Raw genomic sequence first — 21071 nt, 5'->3', positions numbered from 1 at the left:
GCACTGCGCCTGCTCGGCGGTCAACCGGCGCACTGCACCTTGTCGGCCGTCGACTTGTCCACGTTCGCGGCGGACGCCGAGGTGGAGTTCAGCTTCACGCCCGCGCCCTTGAAGTCCTTGCCGAGGGTGAGGGTCATGGTGGGCAGGCCCTGGGCGTTGGTGACGCTCTTGCCGGGCTTCAGGGCCGCGCCGGACAGGCCGAGGACGTCGGCGAGGCGGCGGGCCTGGGCGGCCTGGTCGGGGGCGTATTCGAGGGTGGTCCTGGCGAGTCGGGCGTCCGCGTTGCCGTCGTTCTCGGACTTGGTGACGCCCGCCTCGGTCTGGAGCCAGGTCAGCTCGGTCTGGGCGCTGCCGGCGGGGGCGCCGCCGTTGAGGATCCGCACCCGGACCTCCGAGGCGGCCGACCTGGTGCCCTTGAGGCGGGCGGCGACCTCGGCCTTCTCCTTGGCCTTCGCCTTCTTGACCTCGGTGAGCGACTCGTCGTTCCTGATCAGGTCGAAGAGCTGCGGGCCCCGGGACTCGTCGACGACGACCGTCGCCCGGATCTTCTCGGCCGGGTTGTCCTTCACCGGCACGGTGGTGAAGGAGATGTTCTTCGTCGGCACCTTCTTCAGCTCCAGGGCGATGTCCTTGAGCGTGCCGACATGGCCGATGGCCTTGTCCACGGTGAGCGCGTCGGTGGCCGCCTCGGCCAGCTTCCACAGCTTGGTGGGGCTGGTGAGGGTGTCTCCGGAGGCCATCTTGCGCATCAGCGAGCCGAGGAACTGCTGCTGGACCTTGATGCGGTCCAGGTCGCCCTGGTTGCCGAAGCTGTGCCGGGTGCGCACGAAGGCGAGCGCCTTCTCGCCCTCGACCTTCGACTCGCCCGCGGGCAGGACGAGCTTGGACTCCTTGTCGTTCACGGCGTGTTCGACACAGACACCGACCCCGCCGACCGCCGTGGTCAGGGTCTTCACCGCGTTGAAGTCGGCCATCATGAAGTGGTCCGGCGAGATGCCGGTGGCCGCCTTCACCGTGCGCATGGTGCAGCCGGGGTCGCGGCCGCTCTCGCCGAGGCTCCGGTTGAAGCGGACGCCCTGCTGCCCGGCGACGACCGTCTCGGTGCCGTCCGCCTGCTTCGTCCGGCAGTCCGGGATGTCGACGATCAGGTCGCGCGGGATGCTCAACGCGGTCGCGTTCGTACGGTCCTTGGAGACGTGCAGCAGGATGTTGGTGTCGGCGTGCCCGACGCTGCCCTTGTCGCCGTACCCCTCGTTCCCCTTACCGGTGCGCTTGTCCGTACCGATGATCAGGATGTTGAAGGCCTCGTCCTTGCTGAAGTCGCTCTTGGCCGCGTTGCCGACGTCCTCCGTGTGGACGTTCCCCTCCAGGTGCCTGATGTAGAGGTAGGCGGCCGAGCCGACGGCGACCAGGACGAAGGCCATGGTGCCGCCGGTCCACAGCAGGGCCTTCTTCGCCCGGCCCTTCTTCCTGACCGGCCGGCGTCCGCGCCGCCCGGCCGGCGGCTCACCGGGGGCGGTGCGGCGCCCGCGCTGCGGCGGGACCTGGCCGCGGGTTCCGCGCGGGCCGGGCACCGCCGGGCGGGACGGCGCCGCGGCGGACCGCAGTTCGTATTCGCCGGTGCGGGGGTTACGTACCCACTGGTCTGCGGGATCGACACCGTCCGCCCGCCCACGGCCTTGCACATCCACTGGTCTCAGAGCCTCCGTCAGACATGGATCACCCACAGTATCCGCACAGTTGGCTCCTGCTGTCGACGGGCGGAGGCCCCGGGGCCTACCACTGATAGGGCTGGTAGACGGGCATGCACTGGCTCTTGTCCGAGCCGTTGATGGCGTCCGCGTTGCTCGGCAGCGTGTCGTCGGACTTCGACTGCTTCGGATACGCCGTACCCTCCCGCCAGTCGGCGCCCACGACGAGCGTGACCCCGGAGACGTCCGTCGACCGCTGCACCGAACTCAGCGGAATCCCCAGGGACTTGGCGATCCGCTGGGCGTCGCCCTCCAGCTCCGCGCTCGGATAGCGCACGACCGTCCGCTCCGCGGAGAGCCCGGCGGTGGCGTCCTTGGCCGCCCGCGCGAAACCTTTCGTCACCAACTCCTGGGCGACCGCGCCCGCCCGCCCGGGGACCGGGCCGAGCGTGGTGGTCCCGGTGGCGTTCTGCACGGTCACGCCGATCTGGGCGTCCGGCGCCGAAGGGGCCTTCGTGGCCTCGGCCTTGGCCGTCGCCTTGGCGGCCGTCGCCTTGCCCTTGCCGTCGAGCGGGACGTCGTCGCGGAGCAGCTGCCAGAGCTTTGCGGCGCCGGTGGCCTCCGGCACCAGGTGGTCGCGGTTCTGCGGGTCCTCGACGTTCGGCATCGTCAACGAGGTGATGCGGTCCGTCGGCACCGACTTGAGCTGCATGCCCAGGTCGTACAGCTTCTTGACGGTGCCGATCTCCTCGGAGACCGTCAGGGACTTGGTGGCCGCCTCGGCCAGGTCCATCAGCCTGCCGGTGTCGGTGAAGACGTTCTGCCCCTTCAGGGTGCGGATCATCGAGTTGAGGTACATGTGCTGGGCCTTGGCCCGCAGCGGGTCGCTGCCCCAGGCGTGCCGGGTGCGCAGCCACTGCAACGCCTGCTTGCCCTCGACCTTGTGCGTGCCGGCCGTCAGCTTCAGCCCGGAGCCGCCGGGCACCGCGGCCGTCGGCCGGTCCCACACGTTCTGCCGTACGCAGACGTCGACTCCGCCGATGGCGTCCGCCATCTGCACCACGCCCGCGAAGTCGATCGTCATCCAGTGGTCGATGTAGACCCCGGTGAGGTTCTCCCAGGTGGCGAGCGTGCAGCCGGCGCCGCCGCGGGCCAGCGACTCGTTGATGATGGTGTTGGTCGCCGGGTAGACCTTGCCGGTCTTCGGGTCCGTGCACTTGGGGATGTCGACCCGCGTGTCCCGCGGGATGCTCACCATCGCCGCGCTCTTGCGGTCCGCGGAGAGGTGGATCAGCATCTGCACGTCCGCCCGCGGCGGGCTGCCCCGGTCGTACTTCGCGCCGCCCAGCGCCACGTTCGCGTCGGAGTTACGGCTGTCCGAGCCGATCAGCAGGATGTTCAGCGGCGTCTGCCCGGCCGCGTTGGCCCCGGTCTTGCGGGCCTTCCCGTCGCCGCTGCTGCGCTCGCCCTTCTGGATGTTGCCGTTGAGGTGCTCGTAGTACAGGTAACCGGCGCCGGCCGTCCCGAGTATCAGCACCGCCAGCGTGGTCGCCGACCAGCGCAGCACCCGCCGCCCCCGCCGCGGCGGCCCCGACCTGCGATGGCCGCCCCCCATGTCCCCCGTGCCGGGTCTGCCGGAGTTCTCCCGGTCCTGCGTGGCCCCCCGGCCACCGGAACCGTCCCGAACCCCCGGCCGGGTCCCCTCTCCACGCACACTGCTCTGCGTCATTCCCCGTCCTCCCCACCCTCGCGCCCTCGAAAAAGGCCTGCCGTACGTCCTGTTAGACGCACGACAGGCCCCTCAGGTCACTTCACTTGGCGCACTCGACCTTGTCGGCCGTCGTCTTGTCGACGTCCGGCGCCTTGGTCGCCGCGCTGTACGACTCGCCCGCCCCCGGGAAGTCCTTGCCGAGCGTCAGTGTCATCGTCGGCAGGCCCTGGTCGTTGGTCACGCTCTTGCCGGGCTTCAGCTGCGAACCGGACAGGCCCAGGATGGCGGCGAGCCGGCGGGCCTGGTCGGCCTGGTCCGGGTCGTACTCCAGCGTGGTCTTCGCCTGCGCCGCGTCCGCGTTGCCCGCGTTCGACGACTTCAGCACACCCTCGTCGTTCTGCAGGTAGTTGAGCTCCGCCTGCGCGCTGCCGGCGACCGCACCGCCGTTGAGGATCCGCACCCGGACCTCCGAGGCGGCCGACTTGGTGCCCTTGAGCCGGGCGGCCACCGCGGCCGCCTCCTTCTTCTTCTGTGCCTTCACCGCGGTGAAGGAGACGTCGTTCTTGATCGCGGAGAAGACCGCCGGTGCCGTCGAGTCGTTCAGTACGACGGTCGCCTTCACCTTCTCGGCCGGGTTGTCGAGCACCGGCACCGTGGTGAAGGTCAGGTTCTTCGGGTTGAGCTTGCCCAGCTCCAGACCGAGGTCCTTGAGCTTGCCGATGCTGTCCAGGTTGGAGTCGACGGTCAGCGCCTTGGTGCCCGCCTCGGCGACCTTGATCATCTTCGCCGGGTTGGTGAGCGTGTCGTTCGACTTCAGCTTGCGCATCAGCGCGCTGAGGAACTGCTGCTGAAGGGTGATCCGGCTCAGGTCGCCGCCGAAGCCGACCGCGTGCCGGGTGCGCACGAAGGCGAGCGCGGTCTCGCCCTCGATGTGCTGCATGCCCTTCTTCAGGTTCAGGTGCGAGTCGGGGTCGTTGATGTCCTTGCCGAGACAGACGTCGACCCCGCCGACCGCCGTGGTCAGCGTCTTGACCGCGTTGAAGTCGGCCACCATGAAGTTGTCCGGCGTGATCCCGGTCAGCTCGGTGACGGTCCGCGCGACACAGCTGGGCGTCCGTTCGTCCTGCCCGAGGCTGGTGTTGAAGCGGACGTCGCTGGTGCCCGCGATGACCTTCTCGGTGCCGTCCGACTGGGTGGTCGGGCAGTCCGGGATGTCGGTGATCAGGTCGCGCGGGATGCTCAGCGCGGTCGCGTTCGAACGGTCCTTGGAGACGTGCAGCAGGATCGTGGTGTCCGCGTGGCCGACGCTGCCGGAGTCGCCGTACTTGGTGTTGCCCGCGCCCGTGCGCTTGTCGGTGCCGATCAGCAGGATGTTGATGGCCTTGCCCTTGCTGAAGCCACCGGTGCTCGCGCCGTCGTCGGAGACCGACGTGATGTTGTCGTTGAGGTGCTTGATGTAGAGGTAGGCACCGCCGGCCCCGGCGACCAGCACGAAGGCCATGGTGCCGCCGGTCCACAGCAGTGCCTTCTTCGCCCGGCCCTTCTTCTTCACCGGCCGGCCCCGGCGCCGGCCCGGCAGCGGCTCCTCGGGCGCACCGCGCCTGCGCCGCGGAGGCGGAACCTCCCGCCCCGGCGCCCGCTCGGGAGCGGCCGTACGACTGCGCACGGCACCCTCCGCGCCCCGGCCGGCGGCTCTGCGCGGACCGGGGACGCCCGACTGCGGTCCGGAAGGAGTCAGTCGCAGTTCGTATTCGCCGGTGTTCGGGTTGAGCACCCACTGGTCAGCGGGATCGATGTCATCCGCCCGCCCACGGCCTGTCGCGTCCACGATTGTCCGAATCCTCCGTCGGGGCGCGGCGCCTTCCCCCCTCAAAGGCGCTCGGTCTCGGTCACACAGTGCCCGACGCCAGGACGGACCTGGCTGCCGGATGCACCGGATCGCTCACACTATCCGGCCGGTTCGGCGCCCAGTGACGACGGTGAGAAATTCCACGCTCACAGGCAGGGCAATGCGCCGATTTTCTCGGACATAAGTGCGGCGATTTGGTGAGCGCTTTACCCGCAGGTGTCTTCGGCGGCGGTGTTCCCGCGGAACGTCGGCGCGGGAGAAGGGCTGTTCGACGACGTACCGGAAGGCATTCTCCCCGACTTTCCGTCGTCGTATCCGTACTCCGTGTAGTCGCCCATTGCGACGGAATCCCGCGGGACTTCCTTCGTGACGGTGACCGGCGCGTCCTTGCGCAGTCGTTCGAACAGCTTCTGCGCCTCCGGCTCCACGAGCTGGTCGCGATTGCTGTCGTAGACGTACGACTCCCGCGGCACGGTGAGGAATTGCACGCGTTCGGTGGGGATGTCGCGCAGCCCGCGCACGAGGTCGTAGAGCCCGCGCAGACTCGCCAGATCCGGATCGGTGGTCAGCGACGAGGTGGCCGCGTCCAGCACGGGATACAGCTTCACCGGATTCAGCAGTACGTCGTTGCTCTGCACCTTGTTGACCAGCGCGCCCAGGAACCGCTGCTGACGGTCCATCCGGTCGGTGTCGCTGCCGTCCCCCAGTGACTTCCGTGCCCGCACGTACCCGAGCGCCTGCTCCCCGTCGAGCGTCACCCTGCCCGCGGGCAGATTCAGCTTGGCCGCCTTGTCGTGAATGGGCCGGCTCAGACAGATCCGCACCCCGTCCACCGCGTCGACCATCTCCTTGAACCCGTGGAAGTCGACGACGATGTGATGGTCGATCCGCACATTGGTCAGCTGCTCGACGGTCCGGATGGTGCAGGCCGAACCGCCCATCTGGAAGGCGTGGTTGAACATCGCGAACATCGGCTCGGACCGCGTCCCGTCCGACCGCAGACAGGCCGGCACGTCCACCATCAGGTCACGCGGCAGGGAGATCGCGGTGGCGGTGCGCCGCCCGGCCGCCAGATGCAGCAGGATCGTGGTGTCCGACCGCTCGGTCCCCGAGTCCCGCCCGTACCGCGCGTTCCCGTCCCCCGACCGCGAGTCCGACCCGATCAGCAGAATGTTCTGCGCGTCCTTGACGAGCGAGGTGGGCCGCTCCTTCTCGTACCGCGCGAGCTCGGCGGCGGCCGCGTTGTCGGGCGTGATGTTCCCGTCGAGCTTGACGTAGACGGCCCAGCCGACGCCTGCGGCGACCACGACCGCGACGGCGACCCCGAGCCCCCCGTACCGCACCCACTTCCGCCGACGCCGCCGCACGAGCCCTTTCCCGGTGGCCGACGCCCCGGCACCGGGCCCCAGGGTCCCTCGGCTGTCGGTCACGAGCGGGCCACCCCTCACGGCGTACGAACGTGGTCTTGATTACGACCATGGCGTGGAAAGGGGAGGGGCGGCGGGCCGGACTGCTCTATACGGGTGAGTGCGACCCCCTGGGGGCGCGGGGCTGTATCGATTTGCGGCTCCGCCGCGCGGGCGCGACGGGCCATGACGCACCCGCAGTCGCCGGCCGGCCGATCGCACCCGTCTCAGCGGCGCACCACACCCACCCGCTCGCTCTCGATCCGCTTGGCGAGTGCCTCCTCGCCCAGCGACTCCAGATGCCGGCACAAGACCACGGACCCCCCGTTCGCGAGCGGTCCGTACAACCCGGCGTTCAGCCCTTCCCAGGTGTCGTACGACAGCCCCGACAGAACCCGGCCCTCGAATTCCCCCCGCGCCTGCTCCACGACCTCCGCCCCACTGAACTCCCGCCCGGCCACGATCAGCGCGGCCTCCTCGGGATCCACCGGCGCGAAGGCCACGAACCGGTCCCCCTGGCTCGGCACCTCGACGGCGTAGTCGACGAACCCGTCCGGGACCTGCGGGAAACGCCCGCCGAGCGGCCGTAGCGCGAGAGCCACCCGCTCACCGCGGCAGGCCCGCGCCGTCTCCAGCGAGTCCGGCCCGCTCACCACCACGTCGGCGGCCTTCGGGTCGCCGCCCACGTCCGCGACGGCCCCCACCGACGCGCACGCCAGCAGCCACACCGCCGTCTGCCAGTGCGCCGGCAGCAGCAGCGCGACCCGGTCGCCGGGTCCCGCCCCCAGGTCGCCCTGGAGCAGGTTCGCGGTCTTGGCCACCCAATTGGCGAAGGTGGCCACGGACAGTTCGACCCGCTCGCCCGTGGCGTCGTCGTAGAAGGTCACCAGCGGACGTCCGGGATCCGCGGCGAGCGCGGAAGACAGCAGGTCGGCAGGGGTGCGATCGGTGGCGTTCACCCGCGCAAGCGTACGCGGGCGCGGGCCCGCGCACCCGGCGCCCGGGCCACCGGTTCGGCGGAACGGAAGCCGACGGTCCGTCAGTTCCCAAATGGACAGATATGTATGACTATGTTCAAGATCAGGAGCATGCGTGGATTCCTTGCTTCCTCGATCGGCGTCACGTGCGCGGCCGCCCTCGCCCTTCCGCTCACCCCGCCCGCTGCCGCCATGACGGCGGGCGCGGCGCCGAGCGGCGCGAGATCCGCACCGGTGGCCGCCGCCGCCCCACAGGAGACCTCCGCGGAGGTCCTCGGCAGCACCCAGTCGCTGCCCCTCGCCCCCCTCACCCGCGACCGCGCACTCGGCCCGGTCGCCCCCGAACAGGGCCTGACCCGTGACGACGTACGGCACTTCTCGCTCGTCGGCGTCATCTGGGACAACCCCGACACCCCGCTGCACGGCAGCGTCCAGGTCCGCACCCGGGCGACCGGGTCCGGCGCCTGGACCGGCTGGCAGGACCTGGAGACGCACAACGACGACGCCGCCGACCCGGGCACCGCCGAGCGCACCTCGGGCCGGGTCCGCGGCTCCACCGCCCCGCTGTGGGTGGGCGATTCGGACGGCGTGGAGGTCAGGGTCCGCGCCGAAGGCGAACGCCGTACGGACGAGACGGCCCGCGGCACCCGCACCGCCACGGCCGTGACCCCGCTGCCCTCGGGCCTGCGTCTGGAACTCGTGGACCCCGGCGAGCAGCCGCGCACGCGGGCCGCCGTCCCGCCGACCGCGCTCGGCGCCACCGAGCTCCCGGCACTCGGCCGGGCGGCGACCGAGCGGGAGCTACTGGCCGTGCGGGGCGCCGAGTTGACGGAGGCTCAGCGCGCGCGGCCGTACATCGGTCCGCGGCCCCGCATCATCACGCGCCGCGGCTGGGGCGCCGACGAGAAGCTGCGGGAGAAGAAGTTCGTCTACACGAAGAAGGTCAAGGCGGCCTTCGTGCACCACACGGCGTCCGGCAACGGGTACCGCTGTTCGCAGGCCGACTCCGTCATCCGCGGTATCTACCGCTACCACGTCGAGAGCATGGGCTGGCGCGACATCGGCTACAACTTCCTCGTCGACAAGTGCGGAAACATCTACGAGGGCCGGGCCGGGGGAGTGGCCAAGGCGGTGCTGGGCGCCCACACCCTCGGTTTCAACAGCAACAGCATGGGGATCGCGGTGATCGGCACCTTCGGCTCGTCGAAGCCGCCCGCGGCCGTGCTCAAGGCCATCGCCCGGCTCACGGCCTGGAAACTCGGGCTCTACGGGGCCAATCCGCGCGGAAAGACATATCTGAAGTCCGGCGGTGGCAATCTCTACCGAAAAGGAAAGAACGTACGACTGAATGTGATCTCCGGCCATCGTGACGGTTTCGCCACGGAGTGCCCGGGCTGGCAGCTCTACCGCAAACTCGGCACGGCCCGCTCGACCGCGGCCCGCTACCAGGGCCGGTAGGGCCGGCCGAAAACGCCTGCCAGGGGGCCGCGTTCACCGCCGTCGGGGGACAGGTTTCGGAACCACGGAACGCCACCGGGCCGTCGAAGGCGTCGCACGACGATCTGCATACACTGGCCGGCCGAAAGACAGTTCGGCTGGTCCCGGCAGGAAGCAGAGACGACAGGTGACAGAAGCGATCCTCCTGGTCGGCGGCAAGGGCACGAGGCTGCGTCCGCTCACGGTCCACACGCCCAAGCCCATGGTCCGGGCGGCCGGGGTCCCCTTCCTCACACACCAACTGGCCAGAGCGAGAGCGGCGGGGGTGGACCACATCGTCCTGGCCACCTCCTACCTCGCCGACGTCTTCGAACCGTACTTCGGCGACGGCTCGTCGCTCGGTCTGCACATCGAGTACGTCACCGAGGAGGAGCCCCTCGGCACGGGCGGCGCCATCCGCAACGTGGCCGCGCGTCTGCACTCGGGCCCCGACGAACCGGTCCTGGTCTTCAACGGCGACATCCTGACGGGCCTGAACATCAGGGCCCTGGTCGACACCCACGAGTCGACGGGCGCCGACGTCTCCCTCCACCTCACGCAGGTCACCGACCCGCGCGCCTACGGACTCGTCCCCACGGACGGGACGGGCCGCGTCCTGGCCTTCCTGGAGAAGCCGCAGACGCCCGAGGAGATCGTCACCGACCAGATCAACGCGGGGGCGTACGTCTTCCGCCGCTCGGTCATCGACACGATCCCGGCGGGCCGCCCGGTGTCGGTGGAGCGTGAGACCTTCCCGGACCTGCTGTCCGCCGGAGCCCACCTCCAGGGCATGGTCGACTCCACGTACTGGCTGGACCTCGGCACCCCCGCGGCCTTCGTCCGGGGCTCGGCGGACCTGGTCCTGGGCCGGGCCCCGTCCCCCGCGGTCCCCGGCCGCTGCGGCGACCGCCTGGTCCTCCCCACGGCCACGGTGGCCCCCGACGCGAAGCTGACGGGCGGCACGGTGGTGGGCGAGGGCGCGTTCGTGGCGGAGGGCGCGCGGGTCTTCGGCTCGACGATCCTCCCCGGCGCGGTGATCGAACCGGGCGCGGTCATCACCGACTCCCTGATCGGCACCCGCGCCCGCGTCGGCGAACGCTCGGTCCTCACCGGCACGGTCATCGGCGACGGAGCGGTGATCGGCCCCGACAACGAACTCCGCGACGGAATGCGGGTGTGGTGCGACGCGAGGATCCCGGCGGGGGCGGTGCGGTTCTCCTCGGACCAGTAGAGCGACCTCTCGAACCAGGAGGGCGACTTCGCGGACCAGCAGGGCGACTCCTCGACGCCGGTCGGCACCACTCAGCCCGTCCGGCGTTTGAGGACGATGCTCGCCATCCCTAACCCCCACCCACCCGGAGGGGGCGGCGTCGTCTTGGTCCCGGCCGTGGTCTCCAGGCGGTCCGGTGTTTGAGGGCGATGCCCGCCATCCCTATCCCCCACCCGCCCGGAAGGGGGCGGCGTCGTCTTGGTCCCGGTAGTCGTCTCCAGCCCGTCCGGCGTTTGAGGACGAGGCCCCTTCAGGGCCGACGGGGGTCGAAGGGGCGGAGCCCCCTGGTGGGGTCGAAGGGGCGAAGCCCCTGGTGATGGGACGGGTAGGGGCGGCGGGGGCGAGAGACCTCCCGGCGCGTCACAACCGTCCGATGTCACCTTTCGGCATCCGCGGTGCCCTCCTCGCCGGTGTCCGCCCACTCAGCAGAATCAACCGAGCCGCCCGATGCCGCTGCCCCGCATAAGGCTCCAACAGCTCCAGCATCACCGAGTCGTCCGCATCCCGGTCCCCGGCCAGCGCGAACCCCACGATCCCCGGCAGATGCAGATCCCCCACGGTCACCGCATCCGCCGCACCGTGACTCCGCTGCACGACCTCCGCCGAAGTCCACGGCCCGATCCCCGGCAGGACCTCCAGCCGCGCCTGCGCCTTCTCCGGCGACATCCCGACCGCCTCCTCCAGCCGCCCCGCCACCCGGACCGCCCGCAGAATCGTCGACGCCCGCTTGTTGTCGACCCCGGCCCGATGCCACTCCCACGACGGGATCAACGCCCACGTCCGGGGCCCCGGCATCACCCACAACCGCCCGCCGGCCGCAGGCCCCGGCGCCGGCTCGCCGTACTTCCGTACCAGCAACCGCCAGGCCCGATAGGCCTCGTCGGTCGTCACCTTCTGCTCCAGCACCGACGGAATCAACGACTCCAGCACCAGCCCGGTCCGCGTCAGCCGCAACCCCGGCCGCCGATGCCGGGCCATGGCCACGACCCGGTGCCGGGGCACGAAGGCCGCCGGTTCGTCCGCGCCGCCGAGCAGCTCCGGCAACTGCTCCAGCAGCCACTCGGCCCCGGGCCCCCAGGCCTCCCCGCGCACGGCACCCCCGCCGACGGACACCCGCAGGGTCCCGGGCCCGCCCGGCGTCAGACTCGCCCGCCACACCGACCCGTCGGGCATGGCCCGGAACGTCGGATCCCCGGGCCCCCGCCGCAGCGGCCCCAGCACCAGCCCGAGATCGAGCGGCCCCTCCGGCACCACCGTCCGCACCCGCCCCGCCGCGGCAGCCTGCCGAGGCACCCCGGCAGGCACGACGACATGCCCACCCCGCACGGTCGTACGAGTGGGCCGCGGAGCGAACCGTCCTGCCACGAATGAAGTCCCGGAGTCACGAGTCCAGAAAAGGGCCCTACGAGAGTAGGCGTTCGGGCGCCTGAGTCGGCGCGCCTTGATACCTGCGTCAGCGCACCTCGATGAAGCTCCCCGCATCCCGCTCGGGCCGTGCCTTCGGCTCCTCCGCCGGATGCCCCACCGCCACGGCCCCCATCGGATCCCAGTCCTCCGGCAGCCCCAGCACCTCCCGTACGACGTCCCGGCAGAACATCGTCGACGAGACCCAGGCCGACCCGAGCCGCTCCCCGGCCAGCGCGACCAGGAAGTTCTGCACCCCGGCCCCGGCGGCGACGACGAACATCTCCCGCTCGGCCCCGTCCCGCCGCACGTCCCCGTAGGTGTGGGACCCGTCCATCACCAGACAGGGCACCACCAGATAGGGCGCGTTCCGCAGTACGTCCCCGCGCCGCACCCGCTTCGCGACGGACTCCTCCGACTTCCCGTCCCGCCGCAGATCCGCGACCCACGCGTCCCGCATGGCGTCGAGCAGCCGCCCCCGTGACTCGGTCGACTCCAGCAGCACGAACCGCCACGGCGTCGTGTGATGCGGTGCCGGCGCGGTGACCGCCAGTGCCACCGCCCGCCGCACGGCCCCGGGATCCACGGGCTCGTCGGAGAACGCCCGTACCGTACGGCGCTGGGCCACCGCCTCCCGTACCGCCTCGGAGGTCCCCAGCCGGAACATGTCGTCGCGCGCACCCCGCACCATGGCCCGTGCCCCTTCCCCGTCGTCCTCGGCCACCACCTGCGGCAGCCCGCGTACGACGGCGACGGGCCGCCCGGCCGCCTTGCCCTTCACCAGGTCACCGGCGGCGGCGAGTTCGTCCGCCGTCGCCACGACCGTCGCGCTGAGCGGATTGCCGTACGCGTCCGTGCCCCCGCGCAGGTCGTCGAGCACCCGCACCCCGGCGGCGCCGATCGCGACGTCCGTGAGCCCGGAGCGCCAGGGCCGACCGAAGGTGTCGGTCACCACGACACCGACACTGACGCCGAGCGCGTCCCGCAGCCCGTCGCGGATCGCGCGCGCGGACGCGTCCGGGTCCTCGGGCAGCAACAGCACGGTGCCGGCGGGGGTGTTGGACGCGTCGACGCCGGCGGCGGCCATGACCAGCCCCTGCCGGTTCTCGACGATCCGCAGCGTCCCGCGCCGCGCCACGACCCGCACGGTCTCGGCGTCGATCGCCGCCTCCCGGTCGTCGGCCGCGACGACCCGCCCCTCGGCCTTGGACACGATCTTCGAGGTGACGAGCAGCACGTCCCCGTCGGCCAGCCCGGGCTCGGCGGCGGCGATCAGCTTGGCGAGATCGTCCCCCTGCTGCACCTCGGGCAGCCCAGGGACGGCCCACACCGTGTAACCATTCCCGGGCACACCGCCCGCATCACTGGCGGCCTCGCCGCCCGCGCCACTGGCGGCCTCGCCGCCCGCGCCACTGGCGGCCTCGCCGCCCGCGCCACTGGCGGCCTCGCCGCCCGCATCACTGGCGGCCTCGCCGCCCGCGCCACTGGCGGCCTCGGCGGCCGCAGCACCGGCGGGCACGCCGTCCGCACCGCCGGGCACGGCCCCCGCACCACCGGCGGACGGCACCCCCGAGCCGTCGGCAGACATCCCGCTCAAGCCGCCCGCACCTCCTCCGCCAGCGCCAGCGCCTCGCGTGCCATCTCCGCGGTCGCGTCCAGGTCGGTCATCATCAGTGGCACCGCCCGGCACCGGATCCCGGCCGCCTCGACCCGCTCCACGACGCCCGCGTCCACGGTGTCGACGAGCCAGCCGTCCAGCAGCCCCGAGCCGTAGTGTTCGGCGACCGCCGCGGCCGTCGACTCCACGCCCACCGCGGCCAGCACCTTGTCGGCCATCCCGCGCACGGGCGCGTCCCCGACGATCGGGGAGAGGCCGACGACCGGCACCCCGGCCTCGGCGATCGCCTCCCGGATCCCCGGCACGGCGAGGATGGTGCCCACGGACACCACCGGGTTCGACGGCGGGAAGAGGATGACGTCCGCCTCCGCGATGGCCTCCAGCACACCCGGCGCCGGCTTCGCCTGTTCCGCCCCGACCGGCACGACCGCATGGGCCGGCACGGAGGCCCGCAGCCGCACCCAGTACTCCTGGAAGTGCACCGCCTTGCGCTCACCGTCGACCTCGACGGCCACATGCGTCTCCACCCGGTCGTCGGTCATCGGGATCAGCCGCACACCCGGCTTCCACCGGTCGCACAGCGCCTCGGTCACCGCGCTGAGCGGATACCCGGCACCGATCATCTGCGTCCGCACGATGTGCGTCGCGAAGTCACGGTCGCCGAGGCCGAACCACTCGGGCCCCACGCCGTACGCGGCGAGCTCCTCCTTGAGGTGGAAGGTCTCCTCGGCCCGCCCCCAGCCCTGCTCCTCGTTGATACCGCCGCCGAGCGTGTACATCACCGTGTCGAGGTCCGGGCAGACCTTCAGTCCGAAGAGGTGGATGTCGTCCCCGGTGTTGCCGATGACGGTGACGTCCGCGTCGGGCGCGGCCTGCTTCAGACCACGCAGGAACCGGGCACCACCGATGCCGCCTGCCAGAACCACAATGCGCATGGGTCCCAGTCTTACAGGCGGGTACGACAATGCGTCATGCGGTTACGACGTCCAACTCGTCGTGCGCCGCGGGGGCCGCCGTGCACGCGGAGTGCATGGGCATCTCGGTCAGGCCGGGGTAGTAGACGTGCAGGCTGACGGCCGGTTCCAGGGCGTCGTTGACGACCTCGTGGACGTAGCCCGGGGCGAACACCCGCTGGGCTCCCGCGGCCAGCGCGCGCGTGCCGCGTTCGGTCCGTTCGGTCAGCGTGCCCTCCAGGACGGTCAGCACCCCGGAGGAGCGGCCGTGGTCGTGCAGCCCGCTGCCCTGTCCGGGCACCCAGGACAGCAGCCACACCTCGTAGCCGGGGCCGGTGCGCAGCCGGTGGTACCAGCGCGTGGTGGCGTCGTACCGGACGAGGTGCTCCCACTGGGAGCGGTCCGCGGCGATGGAGCGGGCGAGGCCGACGAACTCGGCCACGGTGCCGGGGTGCTCGCGCGGGGGCTGGAGCAGGTGCTGGACTTCGAGGATGTCGCCGGCGATCTGGAGGTCGCTGTCGCTGTTCATGGGGTGCGTGGTTCCTCAGTGAAGAAAGGTCAGAGGGAACGGAAAGCTGGAGCGGAGAGAGCTCAACAGCTGCAACAGCAACAGCTACAGCGAGCGCGGGCAGCACCGTGGGACCCGGCGGTGCGGGTCGAGGTGAGTGCCGAGTTCGCGAGCATGCCCACAAGGACAGCGGGTCACACCTCCACTGTCAACTCGACACCCGGTATGTGGGACGGGTTTCACCCCATCCGGTACATAGCGGAGGTGAAAGGTTTGTTCAGGTGCTGACCGGGACACATGGCGCACAACCGGGCGCACAGGCCTCCTGTGGAACGGGATCGATCGTCCGGGCGTCCTTCCCCGTACAGGCTCTGCGCGGGGCTGGAGGCCCTTCCGGGCCTCGTCTGCATGTCAAGGTTTATGCCGATTTGAACACTTTCCGCATGGCCTTGGTTCCGCAGAGTGAATAAGGGGCCCAATAGCAGATCTCGGCTTGACTCGCCCGGAGCGGCACACTTGTAATTTCACTCGTGTCGTTCAGCCGGAATCGGTAACGGCTAGATCACGGGGACGCGAAAGACAGACGAGGGGCGCACATGACCGAGCTGGTGCAGCAACTGCTGGTCGACGACGCGGACGAGGAACTCGGCTGGCAGGAGCGCGCGCTGTGCGCCCAGACCGACCCCGAGTCCTTCTTTCCCGAGAAGGGCGGTTCCACCCGCGAGGCGAAGAAGGTCTGCCTCGCCTGTGAAGTCCGCTCCGAGTGCCTCGAATACGCCCTCGCCAACGACGAACGCTTCGGCATCTGGGGCGGTCTGTCCGAGAGGGAACGCCGCCGCCTGAAGAAGGCCGCCGTCTGATCTCAAGCTCATGTACGGCCCGTCGCAGGTGGGTTATCCACAGGCGGCGGGCCGCCGTCGTGCCCAGCCGATAGTGTGGTCGCTCGTCCGAGACGCCTCGCTGCCCCCAGGCGGCACAGACGTCCACCGCAGTCCATCGAACCGGGGCCCGTACCTCGATGTCCGTGCACAGCCACACGGCAGCCCAACACGACGCTGCCACGCCAGAGTTTCCGCGTCACGTGGTGACGGCGGTGGTCGTCTCCCACGACGGCGCCCGCTGGCTGCCCGACGCGCTCGCCGGGCTGCTCGGCCAGGAGCGCCCCGTCCAGTACGCCATGGCCGCCGACACCGGCAGCGCGGACGACTCCGCCCAGCTGGTCACCGACTCCCTCGGCGCCGACCGCGTACTGCACCTCGCCCGGCGCACCGGCTTCGGCCAGGCCGTCGAGGAGGCGGCCCGGACCGCTCCCGTGCTGACCCCGGACGAGCTGCCGTACCTGAAGCGGCCCAGCGGCTGGGACCCCGTCACGCGCACGTGGCGCGACGACGCCTACGACATGCCGGAGCTCCCGCACGGCGAACCGGTCCAGTGGCTGTGGCTGCTGCACGACGACAGTGCCCCCGAACCCGACGCCCTGGCCCAGCTGCTGCGCGTGGTGGAGAACGAGCTGGAGCTCGGCCGCGACGACGTGGCCGTCGTAGGACCGAAGCTGCGCGGCTGGTACGACCGGCGGCAGCTCCTCGAGGTCGGCGTCAGCATCGCCAACTCCGGCCGCCGCTGGACCGGCGTGGACCGCCGCGAGCAGGACCAGGGCCAGCACGACCACGTGCGCTCGGTGCTGTCCGTGTCCACCGCCGGCATGCTGATCCGGCGCGACGTCTTCGAGCAACTCGGCGGCTTCGACAAGCGGCTGCCCCTGATGCGGGACGACGTCGACCTGTGCTGGCGCGCCACCGCCGCCGGGCACCGCGTCCTGATCGCCCCCGAGGCGGTCGTACGGCATGCCGAGGCCGCCTCCCGCGAGCGCCGCACCGTCGACTGCGTGGGCCGCAGCGCCGCCTCCCCGCACATGGTCGACAAGGCCGGCGCCGTCTACACCCTCCTGGTCAACATGCGCACGGCCGCGCTCCCCTGGGTGCTGCTGCGCGTGGTGCTCGGCACGCTCCTGCGCACGGTCGCCTACCTCGTCGGCAAGGCCCCCGGACAGGCCGTCGACGAGATCCGCGGCCTCCTGGGCACCCTGCTGCGGCCCGAGCGGATCATCGCCGGACGGCGCAGGCGCGGGGTGCCGCAGATCGACAAGGGCGAGCTGCGCGCGCTGTTCCCGCCGCCCGGCGCGACCGTGCGGGCCACCGTCGAGCAGGTCGCGGGCGACCTCTTCGGCAGCTCCGACGCCGAGGCCGCCTCCGGTGCCGGACGGCACGGCGGCGCGGTCGAGTCCGGGCCCGGCGGCGACGACGCCGACTTCCTGGAGATCGAGCAGTTCGCCCGCCTCAAGCGCATCGGCCGCAAGCCCGGCCCGATGCTCTTCCTGGTGCTGCTGCTCGTCTCCCTGGTCGCCTGCCGCGACCTGCTCGGCGGCGGCGCGCTCGCGGGTGGCTCGCTGCTGCCCGCCCCGGCCGACTCCGGCGAGCTGTGGTCGCGTTACCTCGACTCCTGGCACGCGGTCGGCGCCGGCGGCACCCCGTCCGCGCCGCCGTACCTCGCGATCGTGGCGATGCTGTCCTCGGTGCTGTTCGGCTCGACCGGGCTCGCGGTCACGGTCCTGCTGGTCTGCTCGGTGCCGCTGGCCGGCTTCACCGCCTACTTCGCCTCCCGCCCGCTCGTCGAGTCCCGCCTGCTGCGCGCCTGGGCGGCCGTCGTCTACGCCTTCCTGCCCGCCGCGACCGGCGCCCTCGCCGGCGGCCGCATCGGCACCGCCGTCCTGGCCGTGCTGCTGCCGCTCGTCGCGCGCGCCGGGATCGCCGCGAGCGGCCTGGCGAACAGCTCGGGCGCGTCCGGCAGCTGGCGCGCCACCTGGGCGTACGCGTTGCTCCTGACGGTCACCACGGCGTTCACGCCGATCGTGTGGCCGATCGCGCTGATCCTCGGCATCGCGGTGCTGGCGCTGCGCCGCACCGAGATCACCGCCTACGGCCTGCGCTTCCTGGCCCAGCTCGGCACGCCCCTGCTGGTCCTCGCGCCCTGGTCGCTGACGCTGCTCCCGTTCGGCTTCTTCCAGCAGGCCGGCCTGGAGTACGGCTCCTCGGCCGCCTCCGCCCTCGACCTGCTCGGCATCAGCCCGGGCGGTCCGGGCACGGTCAGCGGGCTGATGCTGATCGGCATCGTGCTGGCGGCGCTGGCCGCCCTGCTGCGCTCGGAGCGTCAGTTCGGAATCTGGACGGCCTGGGCGGTCGCCCTGGTGGGCCTCGTCTTCGCGGTCCTCTCCAACGGCTCGACCTGGGCCGGACCCGCGACCCTCGTCTACGGCATCGCCCTCCTGTCCGCCGCCGCCCTCGGCGCCGACGGCGCACGCACGCGCGTGGCCGAGCAGAGCTTCGGCTGGCGGCAGCCGGTCGCCGCGCTGATCGCCCTCGCCTCGCTCCTGGGCCCGCTGGTCCTCGCCGTCGGCTGGATGGCCCGCGGCGCCGACGGCCCGGTGGAGCGGCGCGATCCCACCCAGGTGCCCGCGTTCGTCGCCGAGGAGAGCGGCAGCCGCGACCAGGCCCGCACCCTCGTCCTGGACAGCGACTCCACGGCCCGCGTCGGCTACACCCTGGTCCGCGGCTCCGGCGCCCGCCTCGGCGACGCCGAGACCGCCGCGGCCGACGGGGAGAACGCCAAGCTCGACAAGGTCGTCGCCAACCTGGTCGCCGGCTCCGGCGCCGACCAGGCCGACCAGCTCGGCAAGTTCGCGGTGCGCTACGTCCTCGTCCACAAGGGCGCGCCCCGCGAGGTCACCCGCGTCCTGGACGCCACGCCCGGCCTGAGCCGTCTCAGCCAGCAGGGCGGCAGCGCGTTGTGGCGGGTCGACCAGGAGGTCGCGCGCGCCACCATCACGGCCGCGTCCGGCTCGGGCACCCCGCAGCCGGTCGCCGCCGGCCCGGTCGAGATCCACACGACGATCCCCGCCGGCTCCGACGGCCGCGTCCTGCGCCTGGCCGACACCGCAGCCGAGGGCTGGACGGCCACCCTGGACGGCAGGCCGCTCACCCGCACCACGGTCGACGGCTGGGCCCAGGGCTTCGAACTCCCCGCCTCCGGCGGCAAGCTGGACGTCACCTTCGACGACCCGATCACCCACACCGCCTGGCTGTGGGCGCAGGGCTCCCTCGCCCTGGTCCTCGTCGTCCTGGCCCTGCCGGGCCGGCGTCGCGACATCGACGACGACCTCCCCGAGGAGCCGTCCATCCCCGCCCAAGCGGTGGCCGGCGAGGGCCGCCGCGCCCGCCGACTGCGCGCCCAGGCGGAGACCGAGGCCGAACAGACCGACCAGAGCGAGGAGTTCCCGACTCCGCCGGTGGAGGAGACCCCCGTCGCGATCCCGCAGCAGCAGGGCTATGACGAGTGGGACCAGGCCAGTTACGCCGGTGCCCAGTACAACAACGGCTACGGCGACCAGTACCAGGGCGCCCAGCAGTACCCGGCGGGCGCGTACGACCAGACGTACCAGGCGGACCCGTACCAGGGCGGCCAGTACGACCCGTACGCCTACGGGGGCACGGGCCAGGGGTCCTACGACCCGAACACGTACGACCAGAACGCGTACGACCCGTCGTACCAGCAGCAGGGTTACGACCCCGGGTACGACCCGGCGCAGCAGCACCCGCACAACCCTGAGCGCCCCGACGGGAGTCAGCAGTGAACCGCACCACCCTCTCCCTGATCGCCGGCACGGCCGCGCTCGCCGCCATCACCGGGGTCGCCTCGCTCACCGCGCCGGGCGCCTCCGGAGCGGACACCGCCAAGGCGGCCGCCGTACTGCCCGTTGAGCGCACCACGCTGCTGTGCCCCCGGCCCAGCACCTCCGACCTCGCGGAGACGTCGTACACGTCCTTCACGCCCGTCACCAAGGGCACGGGAAGCGACGGTCAGGCCGAACTCCAGGCCGCCACCGCGCAGTCGGACGACACGACGGGCGACGACACCAGCGGCAAGGACAAGAAGAGCAAGGGCAAGAAGACCACCGCCAAGCCGGTCCTCACGCCCAAGGAGCCCGGCACTCCGGTCACCGGTGACGCCTCCGGTTCGGACACGCCCGCGCTGATCGGCACCGGCGAGGGCAAGTTCGCGCCCGGCTGGTCGGTGCAGGAGACCACCGAGGTCGCGGCGGGCACCGGGCGCGGTCTGCAGGGCGTCGACTGCACCGCTCCGGACACGGAGTTCTGGTTCCCGGGCGCCGGCACGGACACCGGCCGCACCGACTACGTGCACCTGACCAACCCCGACGACTCCGCCGCCGTCGTCGACATCGAGCTCTACGGCAAGGACGGCGCCCTCAAGTCGACGGTGGGGGAGGGCATCACGGTCGCGCCGCACTCCAGCGACCCGGTGCTGCTGTCCACGCTCACCGACGAGAAGCAGACCGACCTCACCGTGCACGTGAACGTGCGCAGCGGGCGCGTGGGCGCCGCCGTGCAGGCCCTGGACGACAAGGCGGGCGGCGACTGGCTGGCCGCCGCCACCGACCCGGCGGGCAGCCTCGTGCTGCCCGGCATCCCCAAGGACGCCACGTCGGTGCGGCTGATCGCCTTCACGCCGGGTGACGCGGACGCCGACCTGAAGGTGCGCCTCGCCTCCCCGTCCGGGCTGATCACGCCCGCCGGGAACGAGACGCTGCACGTGAAGGCCGGCATGACGACCGCCGTCGACCTCGGCGCGGTCACGCGCGGCGAGGCGGGCTCCCTGGTGCTGACGCCCACCGACGACTCCGTGCCGGTGGTGGCCGCGCTGCGGGTCGTGCGCGGCAAGGGCGCCAAGCAGGAGACTGCGTTCATCCCGGCCACCAGCCCGGTCGGCACGCGCGCGACGTCCGCCGACAACAGCGGCAAGGGCTCCACCCTCTCCCTCTCCGCCCCGACCCGCACCGCCCGGGTGAAGGTCACCGCGTCGGCGGGCAGCGAGGGCGGTACGGCGGTCTCGAAGACGTACACGATCAAGGCCGGCACCACCGAGGACATCGACGCCCCGGTCCCGAGCGGCCTCAAGGGCACCTACGCCCTGACCGTGGAGCCCCTCTCCGGCGGACCCGTCTACGCGGCCCGCACCCTGGCGGCGACGGAGGACGGCGTGCCGGGTTTCACCATCCAGACACTGCCGGACGACCGCGGAACGGTGGCGGTACCGCAGGCGGACCAGGATCTGTCCGTACTGCAGAAGTAGTAGA

Annotated in this window: 14 protein-coding genes; 5 read left to right on the top strand and 9 right to left on the bottom strand. The window is 71.8% G+C overall.

The features are described from left to right. Positions 1-20 precede the first annotated feature (20 nt). The 5 genes from ACQEWB_RS19725 to ACQEWB_RS19705 form a co-directional block, all read right to left on the bottom strand. A complete protein-coding gene (locus tag ACQEWB_RS19725; RefSeq protein ID WP_432832738.1) occupies positions 21-1691 on the bottom strand; it encodes an LCP family protein in 1671 nt (556 codons plus the stop codon). Between the two features lie 85 nt (positions 1692-1776). Further along, on the bottom strand, positions 1777-3420 hold the full coding sequence (locus tag ACQEWB_RS19720; protein WP_432832736.1) for an LCP family protein: 1644 nt from the start codon (positions 3418-3420) through the stop codon (positions 1777-1779). Positions 3421-3502: 82 nt separating this feature from the next. After that, positions 3503-5230 (bottom strand): LCP family protein, encoded by a 1728-nt coding sequence (locus ACQEWB_RS19715; protein ID WP_432832734.1) that lies wholly within the window; start codon positions 5228-5230, stop codon positions 3503-3505. 227 nt (positions 5231-5457) lie between these two features. Further along, a complete protein-coding gene (locus ACQEWB_RS19710; protein ID WP_432832732.1) occupies positions 5458-6681 on the bottom strand; it encodes an LCP family protein in 1224 nt (407 codons plus the stop codon). Between the two features lie 203 nt (positions 6682-6884). Next, positions 6885-7616, bottom strand: a complete 732-nt coding sequence (locus tag ACQEWB_RS19705; RefSeq protein WP_432832730.1) for a TIGR03089 family protein — start codon at positions 7614-7616, stop codon at positions 6885-6887. Positions 7617-7745: 129 nt separating this feature from the next. On the opposite strand from ACQEWB_RS19705, the gene ACQEWB_RS19700 reads away from it, so the two are divergent. After that, complete coding sequence (locus ACQEWB_RS19700) at positions 7746-9092, top strand: peptidoglycan recognition protein family protein (protein WP_432832728.1); 1347 nt, start codon at positions 7746-7748, stop codon at positions 9090-9092. Positions 9093-9258: 166 nt separating this feature from the next. Then, entirely contained in the window at positions 9259-10341 is a 1083-nt protein-coding gene (locus ACQEWB_RS19695) for a sugar phosphate nucleotidyltransferase (protein WP_432832726.1), read from the top strand. Between the two features lie 399 nt (positions 10342-10740). Here ACQEWB_RS19695 and ACQEWB_RS19690 read toward each other — a convergent pair whose 3' ends face one another. The 4 genes from ACQEWB_RS19690 to ACQEWB_RS19675 form a co-directional block, all read right to left on the bottom strand. Continuing rightward, positions 10741-11745, bottom strand: coding sequence for a DNA-3-methyladenine glycosylase family protein (locus tag ACQEWB_RS19690; RefSeq protein ID WP_432832724.1), 1005 nt, complete (start codon positions 11743-11745; stop codon positions 10741-10743). 88 nt (positions 11746-11833) lie between these two features. Then, the gene (locus tag ACQEWB_RS19685) at positions 11834-13372 is read right to left on the bottom strand and encodes a coenzyme F420-0:L-glutamate ligase (protein WP_432843895.1); all 1539 of its coding nucleotides are present in this window, start codon (positions 13370-13372) and stop codon (positions 11834-11836) included. A 5-nt stretch (positions 13373-13377) separates the two neighbouring features. Next, positions 13378-14337 carry a 2-phospho-L-lactate transferase gene (gene cofD, locus ACQEWB_RS19680; protein ID WP_432832722.1) on the bottom strand — a complete coding sequence of 320 codons (960 nt, stop codon included), beginning with the start codon at positions 14335-14337 and terminating at the stop codon, positions 13378-13380. 34 nt (positions 14338-14371) lie between these two features. Then, a complete protein-coding gene (locus ACQEWB_RS19675) occupies positions 14372-14884 on the bottom strand; it encodes a cysteine dioxygenase (RefSeq protein WP_432832720.1) in 513 nt (170 codons plus the stop codon). A gap of 575 nt (positions 14885-15459) precedes the next feature. Between ACQEWB_RS19675 and ACQEWB_RS19670 the strand changes: the two genes are divergently transcribed. From ACQEWB_RS19670 to ACQEWB_RS19660, 3 genes are all read left to right on the top strand, one after another. Next, positions 15460-15723 (top strand): WhiB family transcriptional regulator, encoded by a 264-nt coding sequence (locus ACQEWB_RS19670; protein WP_003975777.1) that lies wholly within the window; start codon positions 15460-15462, stop codon positions 15721-15723. 158 nt (positions 15724-15881) lie between these two features. Continuing rightward, complete coding sequence (locus ACQEWB_RS19665) at positions 15882-19550, top strand: glycosyltransferase (RefSeq protein WP_432832717.1); 3669 nt, start codon at positions 15882-15884, stop codon at positions 19548-19550. Then, positions 19547-21067 (top strand): DUF5719 family protein, encoded by a 1521-nt coding sequence (locus tag ACQEWB_RS19660; RefSeq protein WP_432832715.1) that lies wholly within the window; start codon positions 19547-19549, stop codon positions 21065-21067. Before ACQEWB_RS19665 ends, ACQEWB_RS19660 begins: the two co-directional genes overlap by 4 nt. Positions 21068-21071: the final 4 nt, after the last annotated feature.

The sequence above is a fragment of the Streptomyces sp. CA-249302 genome (genome assembly GCF_050936785.1).
In the GTDB taxonomy this organism is placed as follows: domain Bacteria; phylum Actinomycetota; class Actinomycetes; order Streptomycetales; family Streptomycetaceae; genus Streptomyces.
The sequence above is the reverse complement of the archived record's forward strand: the minus strand, read 5'-3'. Positions and strand labels throughout refer to the sequence as shown.